An 18,066-nucleotide genomic window follows, 5' to 3' on the forward strand; every position below is an offset into this window, starting at 1 on the left:
GCTACGCGCAGGTGTCCACCGAGCGGTGACGATTCCGGGTCGCCGGATCCATAGCTTTCTACACAGCCCGCGGCACTCCGGCCGCGGCTCCGGCGTAGGAGTTCTCATGAGACTGGTATGGCAATTCTTGGCCGTCGCGGCGGTCGCCTTCATCGGCGGGCAGGGGCTTGCCGCCGCGGAGGACAGCCCCTGGCTCCAACTGGCCATCGGCGTCCCGACGGCCGTGCTCGCGGTGCTGGTCTACGGGTGGGTGGTACGGCGGACCGAGCACCGGCCGACCACGGAAGTGGCTCTGGAAGGCGCCCCGGCCGCGACAGGCCGCGGAACACTGATCGGTGCCGCGCTGTTCGGGGCCGTCATGGTGAACCTCTTCACCTCCGGGCACTACGAGGTCGACGGCGTGGGCTCGGTGTCGGGCGCGGTGGGGCTGTTCGGCTTCATGGCCGCCGCCGCGGTGACGGAGGAACTGCTCTTCCGCGGCGTCCTGTTCCGCATCACCGAGGAACGCATCGGCAGCTGGATCGCGCTGGTGCTGACCGGTGCGCTGTTCGGCCTGTCGCATCTGCTCAACCCGAACGCCAGCCTGTGGGGAGCCACCGCCATCGCCATCGAGGCCGGCGGCATGCTCACCGCCGCGTACGTCGCCACCCGCAAGCTGTGGGTGCCGATCGGTCTGCACTTCGGCTGGAACTTCGCCGCGTCCGGCATCTTCAGCACCGAGGTCTCGGGCAACGACACACCTCAGGGACTGCTAGACTCCACGATGTCGGGCCCGAAGCTGCTCACCGGCGGCGACTTCGGCCCGGAGGGCAGCGTGTACTCGGTGCTGTTCTGCGTACTGGCGACGATCGCGTTCATGTGGCTGGCCCGTCGGCGCGGCCATGTGGTGCCCCGGCGCCGACGCGCCGAGCGGACCGACACCACCGCTACACTCCCCCGATGATCAGTCTTCGGCGGGCCCCGGAGTGGTGGCACCGGTCCGACGTCACGGTCCGGGATCTCCCGATCGGGTTGCTGTGCCTCGCCGCGTCGTTCCTGCCGGGGTTCTACGGCACGCAGATCGGGAACCTCCCGCACCGCCCCTTCGACGTACTGGCCTTCGTGGCGGTCGCCCTCGAATGCTTCCCGCTCGCCGTGCGACGGCGGTGGCCGGTCGTCTGTCTCGCCCTGGTGTCGGTCGGCTTCGCCATCGACCAGATCCGCGGCTACCACTCGTTCGCGGGCACCGCGCTGCCGATCGCACTGCTGAGCGTGGGGGCCCACCTGGAACGGCACCGGCGTACCGCCGCGATCGCCTTCTCCGTGGCGTACGTGCCGCTGGCGGTCGCGCTCCTCCTGCTCGATTCGGGCGAGCCGCCGAGCGGGTTCGTGACGTTCTATCTGGCGATGGTCCTCGCGTGGGGTTTCGGGGCGTGGCTGCGCTCCACCCGGGTCGCGGATGCCGAACGCCGGAGCCGTATCGCCGAGGACACCCGTACCGCCGAACGCACCCGCATCGCCAGTGAGTTGCACGACGTCGTGACCCATCATGTGACGGCGATGGTCGTGCAGGCCGAGGCGGCGCGCTATCTGACCGCCTCACCCGATCGGCTCGACGAGACACTGACCGCTGTCTCCGACACCGGCCGTCGGGCCATCACCGACCTGCGCCACCTGCTCGACCTGCTCAACCCCGACCACGGCACCGAGGCCAGAACGCCGTCCGTCGGCAGACTGCTGACACTCGTGGAGCAGACGCGCCGGGCCGGTCAGCCGGTGGAGTTCACCGAGGAGGGCACACCGGCGGAGTCGACCGGCAGCGCCGACCTCGTGGCCTACCGGGTCGTGCAGGAGGCCCTGACCAACGCCCTCAAATACGCTCACGGCAGCCGCACTTCGGTCCAAGTGCGCCATGCCGAAAGGGAGATCACCGTGGAGGTCAGTACGGACGGTTCCGGCTCGCGGGCCGGGTCCCCGGGCGGGAGCGGGCGGGGCCTGGCCGGTCTCCGCGAACGGGTGGACGTCCTGGGCGGCGACTTCAGCGCGGGCACGCGGAAGGCCGGTGGCTTCGTCGTACGGGCGCGGATACCCGCGGGGAGCCCGTCGTGACCGCACCGATCCGGGTCCTGGTCTGCGACGACCAGGTGCTGATCCGTACCGGGCTGGTGACGATCATCGACGCCCAGCCCGACCTCGAGGTGGCGGGCGAGTGCGGAGACGGACAGGCCGCGGTCGACCTCGCCGCCCAGGTGCACCCCGATGTCGTGGTGATGGACGTACGCATGCCGGTGCTGGACGGCATCGAGGCCACCCGCCTGCTGGCCGGCGCCGGGGTGCCGCATCCCGTCAAGGTGCTCGTGGTGACCACGTTCAACCTGGACGAGTACGTCTACGAGGCGCTGCGCGCGGGGGCCAGTGGGTTCCTGCTGAAGGACGCGCCGCCGGCCCAACTGCTCCACGGGATCCGGACGGTGGGCACGGGCGCGGCGCTGCTGGACCCCGAGGTGACGCGTCGGCTCGTGGGCAGGTACGCCGCCCGCATCCGCCCCGCCGAGAGCGGCCCCCACGACATCCCGCTGACCCCTCGCGAGCTGGAGGTCCTTCGGCTCATCGCCAACGGCCTCTCCAACAGCGAGATCGCCGCGACCCTCGTGATCAGCCCGGAGACCGTCAAGACCTTCGTCTCCCGCATCCTCGCCAAACTCAACCTCCGCGACCGCGTCCAGGCCGTCGTCTACGCCTACCGCCAGGGCCTGGTGACCTGACTTCGCTACCGGGCCTGTCCGGTCATCGGGCCGGCGACGGTACGCGCGCCGCTTCCGCGGCCGACCAGTCCCGCGAGGGCGAAGGCACCGGGGCCGGAGAACACGATGAGCAGGAATCCCCAGCAGAAGAGCACCGGTGCAAGTCCCCCGTTCTGCAAGGGGAAGAGGCCGTCCTGCTGGTGCTCCGTGAAGTACGCGAACGCCATGATGCCCGAGCTGATGAACGCCGCGCTGCGGGTCGCGACCCCGAGGAGAACGAGGACACCGCACACCAACTCGATCACCCCGGCGTACCAGAAGGGCCAGTCGCCCGTCGGACTGGCCTTGCGGTCCAGCACCCCGAAGACCGTGGCAGCGCCCTCGCTGGCGAACAACAGGCCAAGGACCATACGGAACAAGCCCAGCACGAACGGCTGGCGCGTCGTCAGCCAGTCTCCGAGGCGCGGAGTGGTGGTCATGGGTACTCCTCGAAAGTGTCACAACGGAATCAGGGGGCGATGAACCACAGGATGCCGGTAGAAGCCCCCAGTTGACCGTACGTGTCCGGAGCGCTCCCGGTTCAAACGGGTTCCGATGTCTCTGTCCACCGTGATCGCCGTCGCCTGCGCCAAGGCCTGAACCGCCCCCATCTCGCACTGGCACTCACCAAGTGGCAGACGGCATGATGTCCATCCGGAGCCCATAGGGAGTAGCCATGAGATCGCGCCTGCAGTGGACCCAAGGCCGCGGGGAGCATGTCGTAGTCGGCCGCAAGCAGACGTACACGGCCGAGATCTTCATCAAGTTCTTTGTCCTGGCCGGCCTGCTGTACATGCCGGTTCTCATCTTCAAATGGGGTGAGTGGATTCCGTTCGCCGGAGCCAGCGTCTACCTGCTCCTGGAGCTCGGCCGCTCCAACAGCGCACTCGGCGAACTCGCCGAGCTCTGGAACGAGCAGCACGAGCACCACGAGCACCGGCAGGAGCCGGCTCGCAGCGACTCGCTCCAGTGACACAGCCCGCCAGTTGACGCGCCTGCTGCCGCGCCCCGACCACGAGAGAGTGGCCGGGGCGCCCGCCTCATCGCACCCGTCAGTGGTGGTGGCCCTGGCGGCCGAGGGTCTCCACCGGGGTCGCGCCGGGGCGGGTCCACTGCGGCACGGGTCGGCTGGTCGGGCCCCAGGTGGCGATGCCGTCTGCGTCCGAGCGCCAGTACCAGCAGGCCTGTTGGCCCACGGACGGGTGTCCCTCGCGGACATCGCCGATCGCGGACCGGCCTTCGGGGTTGTCCTCCCACGCCTCGCCGCGGCCGTAGGGCGTCATGTCGAGCAGGCTGAGGGAGCCGTTGACCGGCTCGTTGCCGCGGCCCGTCGTGGAGTAGGTGAGGAACACACGGTCACCGTCGCGCAGGAAGCAGGAGATGTACCCCATGTCTCCGCCGACCGGCGCCTCCACTCCCCGTACCGAGTACCAGGGCTGGGTGTAACCCATGAACTCGACGTAGGCGGCGACCTCGTCCCACGGACCCGAAGTCAGGACGGCGTACGAGACACCCCGGGCGTTGAGGTAGACGGCGTCCTTCATGTGCCACGCCGTGGTGGTGCAGCCCTCGCACTGCCCCTGATGCGGAGCGCCGTCGTACCACATGTGCTGGTACACCACGAGCTCGTCGCGCCCCTGGAACAGGTCCAGGAACGGGACCGGGCCGTCGGCTCCGACGACCTCGACCGTCCCGTCCAGTTCGACCATCGGCAGGCGACGACGGGCAGCGGCGATCGCGTCGCCCTCACGGGTGTGCGCCTTCTCGCGGACCAGTAGTTCGTCACGGGCGGCCTGCCAGGTGGCGAGGTCGACGACCGGTGGCTTGCCGGGAAGGTCGCTGCTCGCGTGGCCGGGCGTGGTCGTCATGGTGTCCTCCGTGGTGTCTCGTGCCGGGCAGTGTCGTACGACGTCTCCACGACGTCTACGGTGCTCACCAGAACAGACTCGCGACCCCGCCGAAACTCATCGCGGCAGGGGGCTCCTCGGCCGAGCCTGCACGGATCCCTCCGGGCCGGCAACTTCACAGACGCGCGCCCGGCGATGAACGAGAGGGCCCCGTACACGGGTGCCGAGGTCAGCCCGGTTGGCGCAGGCCCGCGACGAGGAGCTCGACCAGTCGGCGTGCGTCGTAGCGGGAATCGCTGTCGGCGCCGATGCAGAGGTTTCCGACGCCGCGCATGAGTTGGTAGGCGGTGAGGTCGGAGCGGATCTCTCCGGAGGCGGCGGCAGCGTCGAGGAGCTGGGTGCACACCGGCAGGAGGCGGTCCAGGAAGTAGGAGTGCAGCGTTTCGAAGCCGGCGTTGTCGGTCTGCAGCGCGGCCGCGAGTCCGTGCTTGGTGACCAGGAAGTCGACGAAGAGGCCGACCCACTGTCCGAGGGCGGCGTGAGGTGTCGGGCTGGTGGCCAGCAGGGCCGGGCCCGCCTCGGCACAGGCGTCGACCTGATGGCGGTAGACGGCGATGACGAGATCCGCCCTGGTCGGGAAGTGGCGGTAGATCGTGCCCAGCCCGACGCCGGCCTCGGCCGCGATGTCACGTACCGGTGCTTCCACTCCCGACGTGACGAAGACCGCGGCGGCCGCGTCGAGCAGGGTCTCCTTGTTGCGCCGGGCGTCCTTGCGCTTGGACTGGGCCGCGCGCCCCGCGCCCTCGTCGCTGTCGTTCACCGCGCCATCCTCCACCGTCGAGCTCGCCAAACGGAACAGCGTTCCATATCGTTCCGGAACGAGGTTCCGTTTGCTCATGATGCCAGAGCAGGGGCCCGACAACCAAGCCATGCAGTGACACACCACACTTCACCCGCAATGGAGGATCACGGTCATGCAGTACCGCACCTTGGGCCGCACCGGTGTGCAGGTCAGCTCCCTCGCGCTCGGCGCGATGAACTTCGGCAGGATCGGGCGCACCACGCAGGACGAGGTCACCGCTGTCGTCGACGCCGCTCTCGCGGGTGGGATCAATGTCATCGACACGGCCGACGCGTACAGCGGCGGCGAGTCCGAGGAGATGGTCGGCAAGGCCATCGCCGGCCGCCGCGACGACATCGTGCTGGCCACGAAGGCGACCCTGCCGATGGGCGACGAGCGCAACCATCAGGGCAGCTCGCGCCGCTGGCTGGTCACCGAGCTGGACAACAGCCTGCGCCGTCTCGGTGTCGATCACGTCGATCTCTAACAGATCCACCGGTGGGACCCGGCCACCAGTGACGAGGAGACGCTGTCGGCCCTGACCGACCTGCAACGCGCGGGAAAGATCCGTTACTTCGGCTCCTCGACCTTCCCGGCGTACCGCATCGTGCAGGCACAGTGGGCCGCGCGCGAGCACCGCCTGAGCCGTTACGTCTCCGAACAGCCCAGCTACTCGATCCTGCAGCGCGGGATCGAGACCCATGTCCTGCCCGTGACCGAGGAGTACGGTCTCGCGGTACTGGCGTGGAGCCCGCTGGCCTCGGGCTGGCTGTCGGGGGCGATCCGCGAGGGCTGGGACATCACCACCAGCCGCTCGGCGTTCATGCCGCAGCGCTTCGACACCGCGATCCCCGCCAACCGGGCGAGGCTCGACGCCGTCGAGCAGCTGGCCGAAGTCGCCGACGAGGCCGGCCTGACCATGATCCAGCTCGCGCTCGGATTCGTGACCGCGCACCCGGCCGTGACCAGCGCGCTCATCGGTCCCCGCACACTGGACCACCTGCGCTCGCAGCTCGCCGCCGCCGACACCGTGCTCTCCGCCGACGTGCTGGACGCCATCGACACCATCGTCGCTCCCGGTGTCGACCTGGCAGCACACGAGAAGAACGACACTCCGCCGGCCCTGCTCGACCCGGCACTGCGACGCCGCTGACGGCCCGGCCCGCCACAGCGCGCCCACGTCCACATCAGACAGCCGTTACTCGTTCCGGCTCCCCGATCCGCCCGGTGGCCCTTGTTCTCGTCGGCCGGGTCCGGAGTCTCATCCGCGCTCGCGGAGGTACGCCTCCAACTCGGCGGCCCCGGTCAGCATCGCCCGTCCGCGGGCCGATACCCGGCCTCGCCAGTCGGACAGTGCGGCCTCCAGCGGCTCCAGCCCGCCGGCCGACCGCACCTGGGCGATCAGCGGGGCGATCTGCTCCAACAGGTAGCCACCGCGCCTGAGTTGGTGGGCCAGCCGGGCATCCCGTACGTCGGACTCGTCGTAGACGCGGTACCCGGTCAGCGCGTCGCGGCGCGGGCGCACGAGCCCGGCGCGCTCCCATTTGCGCAGGGTCGCGGGCCGGATCCCGAGCTCTTCCGCCAGCGGCCCGATGAACCTGTCGGGTCCGGAACTCGCGTCGGGCGCAGCAGCCGCAACGCTCCCGTACCCGGTGGTGGACTCCAGGTCGCGGAGGGCGCTCTCCACGGCCTGGAGAGTCCGCCGGTCGTCGAGGAGTTGGGCGTGGCTCTCGTCGATAAGACGGAACGCCTCATCGATCGCGCCCTGGTTCACGGCCCGCATGATCGACGTCGCCGTCTGATGGCCGTGGCCGGGCACCAGGGCGAGAAACGCGCGCAGGGCCCCCGCGTGCAGCGAGGTATAGGTCCGGTAGCCATTGGGTGTGCGGTCCGCGGCCGGAAGGATGCCCGCCTCCTCGTAGTTCCTGACCGCCTGCGTGGACAGACCGTGCCCGCGCGCGAGATCAACCGGCCTGAGCCGCTCACCGTTTTGAAGGTTTCGTCCCATGGTCCTGCCGACATCGCGCGAAAGTTTCAACTGTAGGTTCAACGATACCGTTGAAGGCATGGCTACTGACATCAAGGACGCCGTCCACGCCTTCGACGCTTCCGCAGTCATGAGGCTGCTTCCGACCCGCCCTCGCCTACTCGCGCTGGGCGAGCCCACCCACGGCGAGGACACTCTCCTCGACCTGCGCAACGAACTCTTCCGGCAGCTTGTCGAGCAGGAGGGCTACCGGACGATCGCGATTGAGAGCGACTGCCTGATGGGCCTGGTCGTGGACGACTACGTCACCTCGGGCAAGGGCACTCTCGACGACGTGATGGAGCACGGATTCAGCCACGGCTGGGGCGCGTCGGCGGCCAACCGCGAACTCGTGCGCTGGATGCGCGCCCACAACGAGGGCCGGCCCGCGTCCGAGCAGGTCCGCTTCGCCGGTTTCGACGGCCCGCTGGAGATCACCGCCGCCGCGAGCCCCCGGCGGGCCCTCACCGCACTCCACTCCTACCTCACGGCCCAGGTGGACGCGGACCTGCTCCCCTGCACCGCGGAAACCCTCGACGGCCTGCTCGGCACCGACGACCGGTGGACCGATCCCGCCGCGATGATGGACCCGTCCCAGTCCGTGGGGCAGTCGTCCGATGCCGGCCGGCTCCGGCTGCTCGCCGACGATCTGGTGGCGCTGCTGGACGCACAGACACCGCACCTGATCACGGCGACCTCACGGGAGGACTTGGACCGGGCGCGCCTGTACGGCCGCACCGCGACCGGCCTCCTGCGCTACCACCACTGGATGGCGGACACCTCACCTGCCCGCATGACACGGCTCTGCGCGCTGCGGGACCTGATGATGTCCCACAACCTCCTGGCCGTCGCCGCCCGGGGACCAGCCCTCGTCCACGCCCAGAACTCCCATCTCCAGCGGGAGAAGAGCTCCATGCAGATGTGGCAGGGCCGGGTGGAGTGGTGGAGCGCCGGCGCCCTGGTGAGCGCCCAACTCGGCAAGGAGTACGCCTTCGTGGCCACGGCCCTCGGCACGATCCGCCACCAGGGAGTGGACACCCCACCACCGGACACCCTCGAAGGCCTCCTCTACGAACTCCCGGACGACCGCTGCGTCATCAACCCCCCACGCCTGACCACCGCCCTCGGCGACACACTCCCCACACCCCGCGTCTCCCCCTGGTTCGGCTACGCCACGTTCGACCCGGCCCACCTGGTGAACAGCGATGGCATTGTGTTCGTGAAGGATGTCTTGCGGAGCTAGCGCCACTCACACGATCGGCGATGCGGCGGACGGGTAGGGCGGTGTCCCTCTACTCCGGTGCGGTGTCAGTGCCTCCTGGCATGCTCTGGCGCCATGAACACACAGCAGCTCTGGCAGCTCATCGAGGCAGCCCGCAGCCAGGCACCCACCCCGGACGACGTCGAAGAGGTTGCCCGCCGCGCAACCTCGCTGCTGGCCACACACCCGGCCGAGGAGATCGTTGCCGCTCAGCAGGTGTTGTGGAACCTGATGGCCGACTCCTACACGAATCCTCTGTGGGCCGCTGCATACGTGGTCAACGGCGGGTGCTCCGACGACGGCTTCGACTACTTCCGTGGCTGGTTGATCGCGCAGGGACGCGAGGTCTTCGAGCGCATAGTGGCTGACCCCGATGCCCTCGCGGAAATGCCCATCGTGCAAGCTTCCGCGGCCGCCGGAATCGATCTCAATTGTGAGGAGACCCTGACCATCGTCTGGAACGCACACATCACGGCGACCGGCAAGGAACTCCCTGACGACGCGTTCACCATCCGATACCCGAATCTGGACCTGGCTTGGGACTTCAACTTCGACGACCAAGGCGAGATGTCTCGCCGACTGCCACGCCTGGCAGCTCTGCACCTTGAGTAAGCGGAAATCGCAGTCCCGAGGCCAGGTCGAGCAGCGGAGGCAGGCCCCCAGGGATCCGCTCATGGCCTGGCGGCGATGCCCCCTCCGCCGGCTAGAGGGAGAACCGCTCCTTGCCCAGCAGTGGGCGTACGCGGGTGTGGAAGCCCGCCGTGCGGAACGGTGTCTGGAGCAGGCCCGGGTGCAGGTGTTGGGTGATGGCTGCGGTAATCATGCCTTGGTCGAGGGCGAGGACGAAGTCGCTTACGCGGCCGGTGGTGACGTCGACGGAGTCGCGGAAGCCGTAGCGGTCGTCGTAGGCGCCGAGGGTGCGGTCGAGGGCGCGGAGGTTGGAGAGGACCTCGGCCGGGGCCTGGGGCAGGGCGAGGAAGGAGGCGTGCGGGGTGACGACGCCCAGGGAGTTGTAGCCGTCCTCCTGCATGCCTATCGCGTCGACCCCGTACTCGCGGTAGCCGCCGGCGGGAATCGAGGCCGGGGAGAAGCCCCAGTAGCCGTACTCCTCCTCGATCAGGCCGTGTTCGATCTGACTGCGGACGTAACGTCGGTGGGTCGTGCCCCAGGAACGTGGGGACCACTCCGATTCGGGCACGAACAGCGGGACCATCAACGCCTCGAACATGGAGCCGCCCCAGGTGGGGACGAGTTTCCGGCCACGGTAGGTGTAGTGGCCCTCCCAGACTCGTACGCCGTCGATCTCGACGTACTCGCCCTGCGGTTCCTGTTCCTGGCCCATGCCCGGGAGCAGGGTGCGCATCAGGTGCCAGTAGTGCTCGGTGGGCAGTGAGCCGTCGGCGATGCCGAGGTAACTGGCCATACGGGGCTCGGTGTTGAGGGCGCCGTAGTGGTGGCCGGTGGGTTCGCCCTTGCCCGGCTTGTCCGGCCAGAAGCCGCCGCGCAGTTGTCCGGGGCCGGCGACCGGGTCGGCCGGATCGAAGGGGGTGTAGTAGTACGACCAGTCGGCGTCGGCGAGGAGGGCGGCGACGCGGGGGCGCAGACCGGGGTCCGCGTGCGCGGCGATGCGCAGGCCCGTCACCAGCCACGCGTTGTCGACGCTGGACAGGAACGGACGCAGGGGGTCGCCGGTCTCCGGCCAGGCCGTCAGCAGTGAACCGTCGTGCGCGTCATACCAGTTGAACCAGAAGCCATGCGCTCGCTCCAGGCGTTCCACGGCGGCGACCGTGCGCGCCAGCCGCCGGCGCATGGTGGCGGCGGAGATGACACCGAGTCCGGCGGCCGCGACGGTGGACCACAGACCGCAGCCGATGTTGGTCGGCGAGGTCTGCGCGGACGGCACCGGCGTGCCGCTCCCGCTGACGTCGATCTTGTCGGCGGCCAGGCCGAGTTCGGTCGTCATGGCCTCCATCGATCGGTGCGTCGCGACGAACCAGTCGCGCAGCAGACGGCGTTCGGCGTCGGTTCGTACGGCTGGGGTGGCGTTGGCCGCGGTGGCGGTGAGGGACGTTGCGCAGGTGGCCGCGGCAGTGGTTGCGGCGGCGGTGAGGAAGCTACGACGGTTCATGCGGCTCTGGCTCCTGTGCTGTTGTGGGCAGTCAGGCGAAAGGGTGCGTGTCCGTGGTGCGGTGATGCGCGGTCATGCGGTGATGCCGGATTGTGGTGTGTGTGGGGCAGGTTGTTGCGCGTGCGGAGGGGGCGGGAGCCGGTCGGTGTCAGGTGCCGGCCGGCTCCCGGGTTCTTGGAGGCGTCAGGACTCGGTGCGCGGCAGTGCGCGGTCGCGGCCCAGGCTGCCGAGCCAGACGGCGGACGGCTTCGCGGTGCGCTCGAAGGTGGTCGGGTCCACGGCGATCAGTCCGAAGGTCGGCTTGAAGGAGCCCCATTCGTAGTTGTCCAGGGCGCTCCACGCAAGGTAGCCCTGGACGTTCAGGCCGTCCTCGATGGCGGCGGCGACCGCGCCGAGGGCGCCGGTGTAGTAGTCGACGCGACGGCTGTCGTCCGCGGTGGCGATGCCGTTCTCGGTGACGATCAGGGGTGTGTCGTCACCGATGACCTCGGCGGTGTGGCGCAGGGCGTGGCCGACGGCGGTCGGGTAGTACTCCCACTGCGTGAGGGTGCGTTCGACGTCGTCGGGGGCCGGGACAGGCCCTTCGGGTGCGATCTTGGTGCGGGTGTAGGACTGCACGCCGATCCAGTCGTCGCCCCGCGCGGCCTCGATGAAGACGTCCTCGCGGGGGTGGCGGTAGTCGGCGGTGACCTGCTCGGCGCCGGGCAGTGCCTGGTAGACCTGGTTGGCGATGGTCCAGCCGACCTCGACGTCGGGGTGCTGGGCGCGGATGGTCTTGACGGCCGCCTGGTGCGCGGCGATCACCGCGAGGGTGGTCTCCTCGTCGGGCGTGGGCAGGCCCGCGGGCGGGAAGCCCTTGTCCCCGGCCTTCGCGGCGCCTGCCATGACAGCGATCATGTTCGGTTCGTTGATGGTGCACACGTGCCGCACACCGTCGGCGATGACGGGCGCGCACCGATCGACGTAACGTACGAAGAGGTCGACCGCGCCGTCGGCCGTCCAGCCGCCGAGGTCCTCGAACCACCGCGGGACGGTGAAGTGGTGCAGGGTCACCATGGGGCGCAGACCGCGGGCGAGGGCGCCTTCGACCATACGGCGGTAGTGGGCGATCTCGGCGTACGAGAACATGCCACGGACCGGCTCGATGCGTGCCCACTCGATGCTGAACCGGTAGTCGGTGAAGCCCAGTTCGGCGAGCAGGTCCATGTCCTGCTCCCAGCGGTGGTAGCTGTCGCAGGCGTCCAGGCTGGGTTCGGCGATGCCGGCCGCGGGGTCGTGCTCCTTGCGCCACCAGTCGCTGTTGACGTTGTTGCCCTCGATCTGGTGGGCGGCGGTGGAGGCGCCCCACAGGAAGCCGTCGGGGAAGCGGGTGGTGTGCGTCATCGTCCGTTTCTGTCCTTCTGATGTGGGGGTGGTGGCACGGCGACCCGGCCCGGGGGTCGACTGAGCGACCGGCGGGCGCGGAGGCCGGGAGAAGCGAAGGCTCGGGGAAAGGGGCCCAGTCGGGGCTACTTGAGAGCTACTTGAGACCTGCGGTGGCGATGCCCTGCGTGAAGTGCCGTTGCAGGACCGCGAAGACGGCCAGGACCGGCAGTACGACGAGGAGGGAGCCGGCCATCAGCATGCCGTTCCCGCCGCCGACCGTACGGTTGGGATCGTTGGCGAAGGTCGCCAACGCCACCGGCAGGGTGTACTTGTCCGGGTCGTTGGTGGCGATCAGGGGCCAGATGAAGTTGTTCCAGGAGCCGAGGAACGTGAAGATCGTCAGGGTCGCGAGGGCGGGCTTGACCAGCGGCATCACGATCCGCCAGAAGATGTACCACTCCCCCGCTCCGTCGAGGCGCGCCGCCTCCAGCAGTTCGTCGGGCACGGAGAGCATGAACTGGCGCATCAGGAACACCCCGAACGCGCCGGCCGCGAAGGGCAGTACGAGTCCGGCGTACGTGTCGATCAGGCCCAGGCCGTTCATGAGCACGTACAGCGGCAGGATCATGAGGTTGCCGGGGACCATCAGGGCGGCGAGCACGAGCGCGAAGACCTTGGAGCGCCCGGTGAAGTCGAGCTTGGCTAGCGCGTAGCCGAGCATGGAGCAGAACAGCAGGTTGCTGACGGTCACCAGGACGGCCACGATCAGCGAGTTGAGGAAGTACCGCGGCATGTCGAGCTGGTCGAGCAGGGCCGTGAAGTTGTCCAGTGTCCACCGGGAGGGGATCCACACGGGCGGGCTCGCCGTGAGGTCCTGCTTCGTCTTGAAACCGGACAGCGCCATCCACAGGAACGGGGCGGCCATCAGCAGTAGCGCGACCGAGGCGATCGTGTAGAGCAGCGGGGTGCGCACCCGTCCGGTGCGCCTGCGACGGCGGGCCTTGGTGGCCGTGTCGGCGGTCATCGGGTGTTGTCCTTCAGCAGTCGGAGCTGGAGCACCGTGATGCCCATGATCACGACGAACAGGACGTACGCCATGGCGCTGGCGTAGCCCATGTGGAAGAAGTTGAAGCCCTCGCGGTACATGTCGAGCGACACGGTCAGGGTGGAGTCGGAGGGGCCGCCCTGGGTCATCACGAAGGGCTCCTCGAAGACGTTGAGGTAGCCGATGGTGGTGATCACCGTGGCGTACAGCAGGGTGGGGCGCAGCAGCGGGACGGTGATGCCGCGCAGTTCCTGCCAGGCACCGGCGCCGTCGAGGCGGGCCGCCTCGCGGACCTCGGCCGGGATCGCCTGGAGGCCCGCGATGCACAGCACCATCACAGTGCCGAGGTTGCGCCATACGGCCATGGTGATCAGGGACGGCATGGCCCAGGTCTCCGAGCCGAGGAAGTCCGGTGCGGTCAGGCCCACTTCGGAGGCAAGTGAGGCGATCAGCCCGTCGGAGGGGTCGAGTACGAAGCGCCAGACGACGGCCACGGCGACGATGGTGGTGACGACCGGCGCGTAGAAGCCGACCCGGAACAACGTACGGGCCCGGTCGATCCCGTTGTTCAGCAGAATCGCCGCAAGCAGTCCGAGGACGATGGTCGCGGGGACGCCGACGACCAGGAAGTAGGCGGTGTTGAACAGGGCCTTGAGGAACTTGTCGTCCTGGAAGAGCTGTGTGTAGTTGTCGAGGCCGACGAACTCCGCCTCCAGCGGGCGGGTGACGTTGCGGGCGCCGAAGTCGGTGAAGCTCATCAGAAGCGTGGCGACGATCGGGAAGAGCATGAAGACGCCGAACAGCACCAGGAACGGCGTGGAGAACAGCCATCCGGTCAGGTTGTGCTTGCTCAGTGAGCGACGGCCTCGGCCGGCGCGACCGGATTTCCCGCCGCTGTCGGGGCTCTTGTCGACGGCCGCCTGGGGGACGGCAGGTCCTGTGGTGAGGGACATGAGGGGACGCTCTCCTACTGCCTACTACTGCCTTCTACTGCACGAGGCCTTCGATCTCGGACTGGGCCTTGTCCAGCGCGGCCTTCGCGGAGGACTTGCCCTGGGTGACCGACTCGATGGCCGTGTCCACCTTGGAGGTGATCTCGGTCAGCTTGGGCTGGGAGGGGATAGTGCGGGCGGTGTCCATCTGCTTCCGCCAGACCTGCATGGTGGGGTCGGTGGCGAGTTCACCGGTCTTCCAGGCCGCCGTGTTGGCGGGCAGGTCGTTGGTGCGCTCGAACCAGTCGGCCTGGCCCTTGGCGCCGGTCAGGTAGGAGACGAGCTCCTTGGCCGCGGCCTTGTGGTCGCTGTCGGCGGACACGGCCAGGCTGGATCCGCCGGCCATGGACACGGATGCCTCGTCGGCGGGAACGGGGGCGACGGCCCACTTGCCCTTGATGTCGGGGTAGTTCTCGTCGAGGAGGTTGGTGATCCAGGGGCCACCGAAGAACATGGGTACGGCACCGGAGTTGAAGTCCTTGGTGACGTCGTAACCGGGGCGTACGGCCTTCTCACTGAGGCCCTTGTCGAAGTAACTGCCGTAGTTCTCCAGCGCCTTGACTGCCGCGTCGGAGTTCACGACGGCCTTGCCGTTGTCGTCGATGATGGCGCCGCCGGCGGAGTACAGGAACTGGTAGAAGCTCTGTACGGTGTCGAGTCCGCCCGGCTGGATGGACAGGCCCCACTTGGTGCCGGCCTTCTTCTGGTAGGCCTCGGCGGCGCTCTGCAGTTCGGCCATGGTGGCCGGGGCCTTCTTGATGCCTGCCTTGGCGGCGAGGTCCGTGCGGTAGAAGAGGACGCGGGTGTCGACGTACCACGGGACGCCGTAGGTCTTGCCGTCGTAGGAACCCTGCTGCCAGGCGGCCGGGAAGAAGTCGCCCTCACGGAAGGTCTTGGTGTCGACCGGCTCCAGGACACCCATGTCGGCGAACTCACCCAGGTAGCTCCCGCCCATCTGCATCACGTCGGGCAGCTTCCCGGCGGCGGCAGCGGCGACCAGCTTCTGGTGGGCCACGTCCCAGCCGATCGGGGTGATCTTGACCTTGATGTTGGAGTGCGACTTCTCGTACTCCTTGGCGACGTCACCGAGCTTCTCCCCCTCCGTGCCCATCGCCCACACGGTCAGGGTCTGCTTGGCGTCTGCTGCCACGCCCGCGCCACCCGAACCGCCACAGGCGGTGAGGGTGAGCGCAGACGCCAGGGTGAGTGCGATCGACCCGGTTGCGACGGCGCGGTTCATGGGCGGCTCCTCCTTGAGCGGTGATGTATGCGCTGTCTGTAAGCGCATACATCACTCTGTTGCAGCGATTCCAAGCCTGACAAGAGGGGTCCTGGTCACACTCCCGTAACGAGAGGGACATCCGTGGGGCGGCCCGCGCTGCCCGGCGACACGATGCCGACCGCGATGGGCCTGTGCGAGAGCAACGTAAAACGGATCAGTGCGATGGGAAAGCATCTGTGATGCAGGGCTCTCTCACTGATGGCTGGGTGAGCCTTCGGGAGGTCGCGGCTTGTTCGACGGCAGGGGCCGCCTTTGCCGGCGCGACCGTGCGACGGAGGGCCGTACGCCTGCTATGGGTTGGTGTCTGAGGGCGGCTTCGGTGGGCGCGACGGGATCCGCGCCGACGTATTGCGGTTCGGGGAGCGGTTCGGGGGCGGGGCCGGTGACCCGGTGCACTTCGACGCGGCGGCGGCCGCTGTGCCTGCGCGTCCCGCCGCCGACGGGTCTGCTGCGCCCCGTTCGCCCCGGGTTCGTCACCGCCGGGCCAGTAGCGCAGGGTGAGCTTCCCCCTGAGGGTCGCCGCAGTCGGTCCGTCTGCAGGGAATCTCCAGGGCCGCTCTGCTCCCCCTCCGTACAGGGAGGGCGGGTACGGACAAGGTGGGGGCCGCGGGTTGGCGGCTGGGAGGCGGCCGGTCGGCCGTCGGCGGGCGGTCGGTCGGCGGGCGGTCGGTCGGTCGGCGGGCGGTCGGTCGGCGGGCGGTCGGTCAGTCGGCCGTCGGCGAGTGGTCGGGCGCGGGTGCGGGCGAGCGGGTGCGTGCAGATCGCTCGCCCGTGCGCACGGGCGAGCGATCTTCGGAGAGGGGGCGGTGGGCGACCAGTCTTCGGAGATCCAGCGGGCAGGTGGGCGATCGACCTCAGGAAACGCAGCCGACAGATGGGCGACCGGTCTCCGGAAACGCGGCCGGCGAGTGGGCGACCGGCCTCCGGGAACGCGGCGGTCAGCCGGTCGTCGCCGAAAGGGCCGTCGCCTCGTCGCAACCGCAGCTCGCCCGGCGGACCACGGCGACGGGCAGCATCAGCGAGACGGGCTCCTCCGGACGCTGTCCACTCAGCCGCCGCACGAGCAGATCGACGGCCTCTTCCCCCATGCGGACCATCGGCTGGCGCACGGTGGTCAGGGCAGGGCGCACAAGGCGGCTCAACGGAATGCCGTCGAAGCCGGTCACCACCACATCCTCGGGCACGCGTACGCCACGGCGTTCGAGCGCCTGGAGCGCGCCCACCGCCATCTGGTCATTGGCGAACACGAACGCCTCGGGCCGGTCGCCGTCCCCCTCGCACAACAGGTGGGCGGCGCGGGCGCCTTCGGCCTGGGTCATCATCGGCATGCGCAGCGCCGGAGCGGCGGCGGCCTCGATACCGGCGTCGCGGCAGGCGCGGCGGAATCCGCGGAAACGCGCCTCGACGTCCGGAGACTCGTCTCCGTGCCCCACGTAGGCGAGGCGGCGCAGCGCGTGGTCGTGGACCAGGTGGCGGGTCAGTTCGTACTGGCCGTCCTCGTTGGCGACCTCGACGTGGTCGAGGTGGTCGAGCGAGGGGTCCTGCTCGCGAGGGCCGGCCAGCATCACCACCGGTCGGCGCCGGGAGATCGCTTCGAGCTCCTCGGTCGGTACCGTGCGGGCCATCACCGCGAAGCCGTCCACGCGGCCGGCCACCTGGGCCACGAGGTTCTCCGGGCCGCCTTCGAGGGAGGCCGCGATCAGCAGCGCGTACCCGTGCCGGCGGGCCGCGCGTTCCATGCCCCGGATGATCTGGTCCGAGTAGAGCATCGCGGCATCGTCGTCCTCGGCACCGAGCGTGTCCGGGTCGGAATAGTCCGGGAAGCACAGACCGAGGACGCCGGTCGAACGGCTGGCGAGACCGCGGGCGTTGCCGCTCGGCACGTATCCCAGTTCGCCCGCCGCGGCCAGCACCCGTTCGCGAGTGGCGGCACGCACGGAGTCGGGGCTGCGGTACACCCTGGACACCGTGGCGATGGATACACCGGAGCGTTCTGCCACGTCGTACACCGTGGGGATCGCGTTCACGATGCGGCGCCGTTCATGGGTCTGGCCCCCGTCTCTTCTGATGCATGCATGTAGATGAAAGCGCATTCACCCTAGGACGGGCAGGTCTGTGAGGCAACCGGGGCTCGGAGCCTCGGGGTGTCGCGGCTGCGGAGGCGGGGGCCGATCCTCTGTCGTCGCCTCGAACCAGCGGCTTCAAGACGCCCTCTCCCGTGGGCGCATTCGCACAGGGATACCTGGCTACACCTCGGTCGTGGAGCAGGACCAAGTGGACCGCAGGCACAGGATCACTCTCGTGGGACCGGTCCGGCAGAGACGCACCCGCCAGTCACGCAAGGGAAGGCTGCGGCAAGGGCCCGGTCAAGTCCAGCTGCACGCGCAGCGAGCGACGGGCGTCGATCTTCCTGGCCGCGGCAGCTCTACGAACGGCAGGCAGCCGCCCGGGCCGCACAAAGACCGGCGAGTGGAAAGCGAACTACGCGATGCGTGCCGACAGCGTCACCTGCTGAGG

Annotated in this window: 16 protein-coding genes and 1 pseudogene; 7 read left to right on the forward strand and 10 right to left on the reverse strand. The window is 69.1% G+C overall.

All coding sequences use genetic code 11. The features are described from left to right. The first annotated feature begins 106 nt into the window (after positions 1–106). From ACIBEI_RS06670 to ACIBEI_RS06680, 3 genes are read left to right on the forward strand one after another with little or no spacing between them, the layout of a single operon-like run. The gene (locus tag ACIBEI_RS06670) at positions 107–943 is read left to right on the forward strand and encodes a lysostaphin resistance A-like protein (RefSeq protein ID WP_398885742.1); all 837 of its coding nucleotides are present in this window, start codon (positions 107–109) and stop codon (positions 941–943) included. After that, a complete protein-coding gene (locus ACIBEI_RS06675) occupies positions 940–2,088 on the forward strand; it encodes a sensor histidine kinase (protein WP_398885744.1) in 1,149 nt (382 codons plus the stop codon). The genes ACIBEI_RS06670 and ACIBEI_RS06675 overlap by 4 nt, the downstream gene beginning before the upstream one ends. Next, positions 2,085–2,744: a response regulator gene (locus tag ACIBEI_RS06680; protein WP_398885746.1), complete on the forward strand. Its 660-nt coding sequence runs from the start codon at positions 2,085–2,087 to the stop codon at positions 2,742–2,744. The genes ACIBEI_RS06675 and ACIBEI_RS06680 overlap by 4 nt, the downstream gene beginning before the upstream one ends. 5 nt (positions 2,745–2,749) lie before the next feature. On the opposite strand, the gene ACIBEI_RS06685 is transcribed toward ACIBEI_RS06680, so the two are convergent. Continuing rightward, the gene (locus tag ACIBEI_RS06685) at positions 2,750–3,202 is read right to left on the reverse strand and encodes a DoxX family protein (protein ID WP_398885748.1); all 453 of its coding nucleotides are present in this window, start codon (positions 3,200–3,202) and stop codon (positions 2,750–2,752) included. A gap of 236 nt (positions 3,203–3,438) precedes the next feature. On the opposite strand from ACIBEI_RS06685, the gene ACIBEI_RS06690 reads away from it, so the two are divergent. Beyond that, positions 3,439–3,735: a hypothetical protein gene (locus ACIBEI_RS06690; RefSeq protein WP_398885750.1), complete on the forward strand. Its 297-nt coding sequence runs from the start codon at positions 3,439–3,441 to the stop codon at positions 3,733–3,735. A 79-nt stretch (positions 3,736–3,814) separates the two neighbouring features. Here ACIBEI_RS06690 and ACIBEI_RS06695 read toward each other — a convergent pair whose 3' ends face one another. After that, entirely contained in the window at positions 3,815–4,630 is an 816-nt protein-coding gene (locus ACIBEI_RS06695) for a DUF899 domain-containing protein (protein WP_398885752.1), read from the reverse strand. 208 nt (positions 4,631–4,838) lie between these two features. Further along, positions 4,839–5,429 (reverse strand): TetR/AcrR family transcriptional regulator, encoded by a 591-nt coding sequence (locus tag ACIBEI_RS06700; RefSeq protein ID WP_398885755.1) that lies wholly within the window; start codon positions 5,427–5,429, stop codon positions 4,839–4,841. 154 nt (positions 5,430–5,583) lie between these two features. On the opposite strand from ACIBEI_RS06700, the pseudogene ACIBEI_RS06705 reads away from it, so the two are divergent. After that, positions 5,584–6,603 (forward strand): annotated as a pseudogene (locus ACIBEI_RS06705) (aldo/keto reductase). A 108-nt stretch (positions 6,604–6,711) separates the two neighbouring features. Here the strand turns inward: ACIBEI_RS06705 and ACIBEI_RS06710 are convergent. After that, complete coding sequence (locus ACIBEI_RS06710; protein WP_398885757.1) at positions 6,712–7,458, reverse strand: TioE family transcriptional regulator; 747 nt, start codon at positions 7,456–7,458, stop codon at positions 6,712–6,714. 58 nt (positions 7,459–7,516) lie between these two features. Between ACIBEI_RS06710 and ACIBEI_RS06715 the strand changes: the two genes are divergently transcribed. Continuing rightward, positions 7,517–8,719, forward strand: coding sequence for an erythromycin esterase family protein (locus ACIBEI_RS06715; protein ID WP_398885759.1), 1,203 nt, complete (start codon positions 7,517–7,519; stop codon positions 8,717–8,719). 93 nt (positions 8,720–8,812) lie between these two features. Then, positions 8,813–9,349 carry a DUF4240 domain-containing protein gene (locus ACIBEI_RS06720; protein WP_398885761.1) on the forward strand — a complete coding sequence of 179 codons (537 nt, stop codon included), beginning with the start codon at positions 8,813–8,815 and terminating at the stop codon, positions 9,347–9,349. Between the two features lie 91 nt (positions 9,350–9,440). Here ACIBEI_RS06720 and ACIBEI_RS06725 read toward each other — a convergent pair whose 3' ends face one another. From ACIBEI_RS06725 to ACIBEI_RS06750, 6 genes are all read right to left on the reverse strand, one after another. Then, complete coding sequence (locus ACIBEI_RS06725; protein ID WP_398885763.1) at positions 9,441–10,865, reverse strand: glucoamylase family protein; 1,425 nt, start codon at positions 10,863–10,865, stop codon at positions 9,441–9,443. A 183-nt stretch (positions 10,866–11,048) separates the two neighbouring features. Then, positions 11,049–12,248: a glycoside hydrolase family 1 protein gene (locus ACIBEI_RS06730; RefSeq protein ID WP_398885765.1), complete on the reverse strand. Its 1,200-nt coding sequence runs from the start codon at positions 12,246–12,248 to the stop codon at positions 11,049–11,051. A 136-nt stretch (positions 12,249–12,384) separates the two neighbouring features. Further along, positions 12,385–13,254 carry a carbohydrate ABC transporter permease gene (locus ACIBEI_RS06735; protein ID WP_398885767.1) on the reverse strand — a complete coding sequence of 290 codons (870 nt, stop codon included), beginning with the start codon at positions 13,252–13,254 and terminating at the stop codon, positions 12,385–12,387. Next, positions 13,251–14,228, reverse strand: a complete 978-nt coding sequence (locus tag ACIBEI_RS06740; RefSeq protein WP_398885769.1) for a carbohydrate ABC transporter permease — start codon at positions 14,226–14,228, stop codon at positions 13,251–13,253. Before ACIBEI_RS06740 ends, ACIBEI_RS06735 begins: the two co-directional genes overlap by 4 nt. A gap of 34 nt (positions 14,229–14,262) precedes the next feature. After that, on the reverse strand, positions 14,263–15,507 hold the full coding sequence (locus ACIBEI_RS06745; RefSeq protein WP_398885771.1) for a sugar ABC transporter substrate-binding protein: 1,245 nt from the start codon (positions 15,505–15,507) through the stop codon (positions 14,263–14,265). 980 nt (positions 15,508–16,487) lie between these two features. Beyond that, positions 16,488–17,576 (reverse strand): LacI family DNA-binding transcriptional regulator, encoded by a 1,089-nt coding sequence (locus ACIBEI_RS06750; RefSeq protein WP_398885773.1) that lies wholly within the window; start codon positions 17,574–17,576, stop codon positions 16,488–16,490. Positions 17,577–18,066: the final 490 nt, after the last annotated feature.

Source organism: Streptomyces sp. NPDC050988 (assembly GCF_044456225.1).
Lineage (GTDB): Bacteria > Actinomycetota > Actinomycetes > Streptomycetales > Streptomycetaceae > Streptomyces.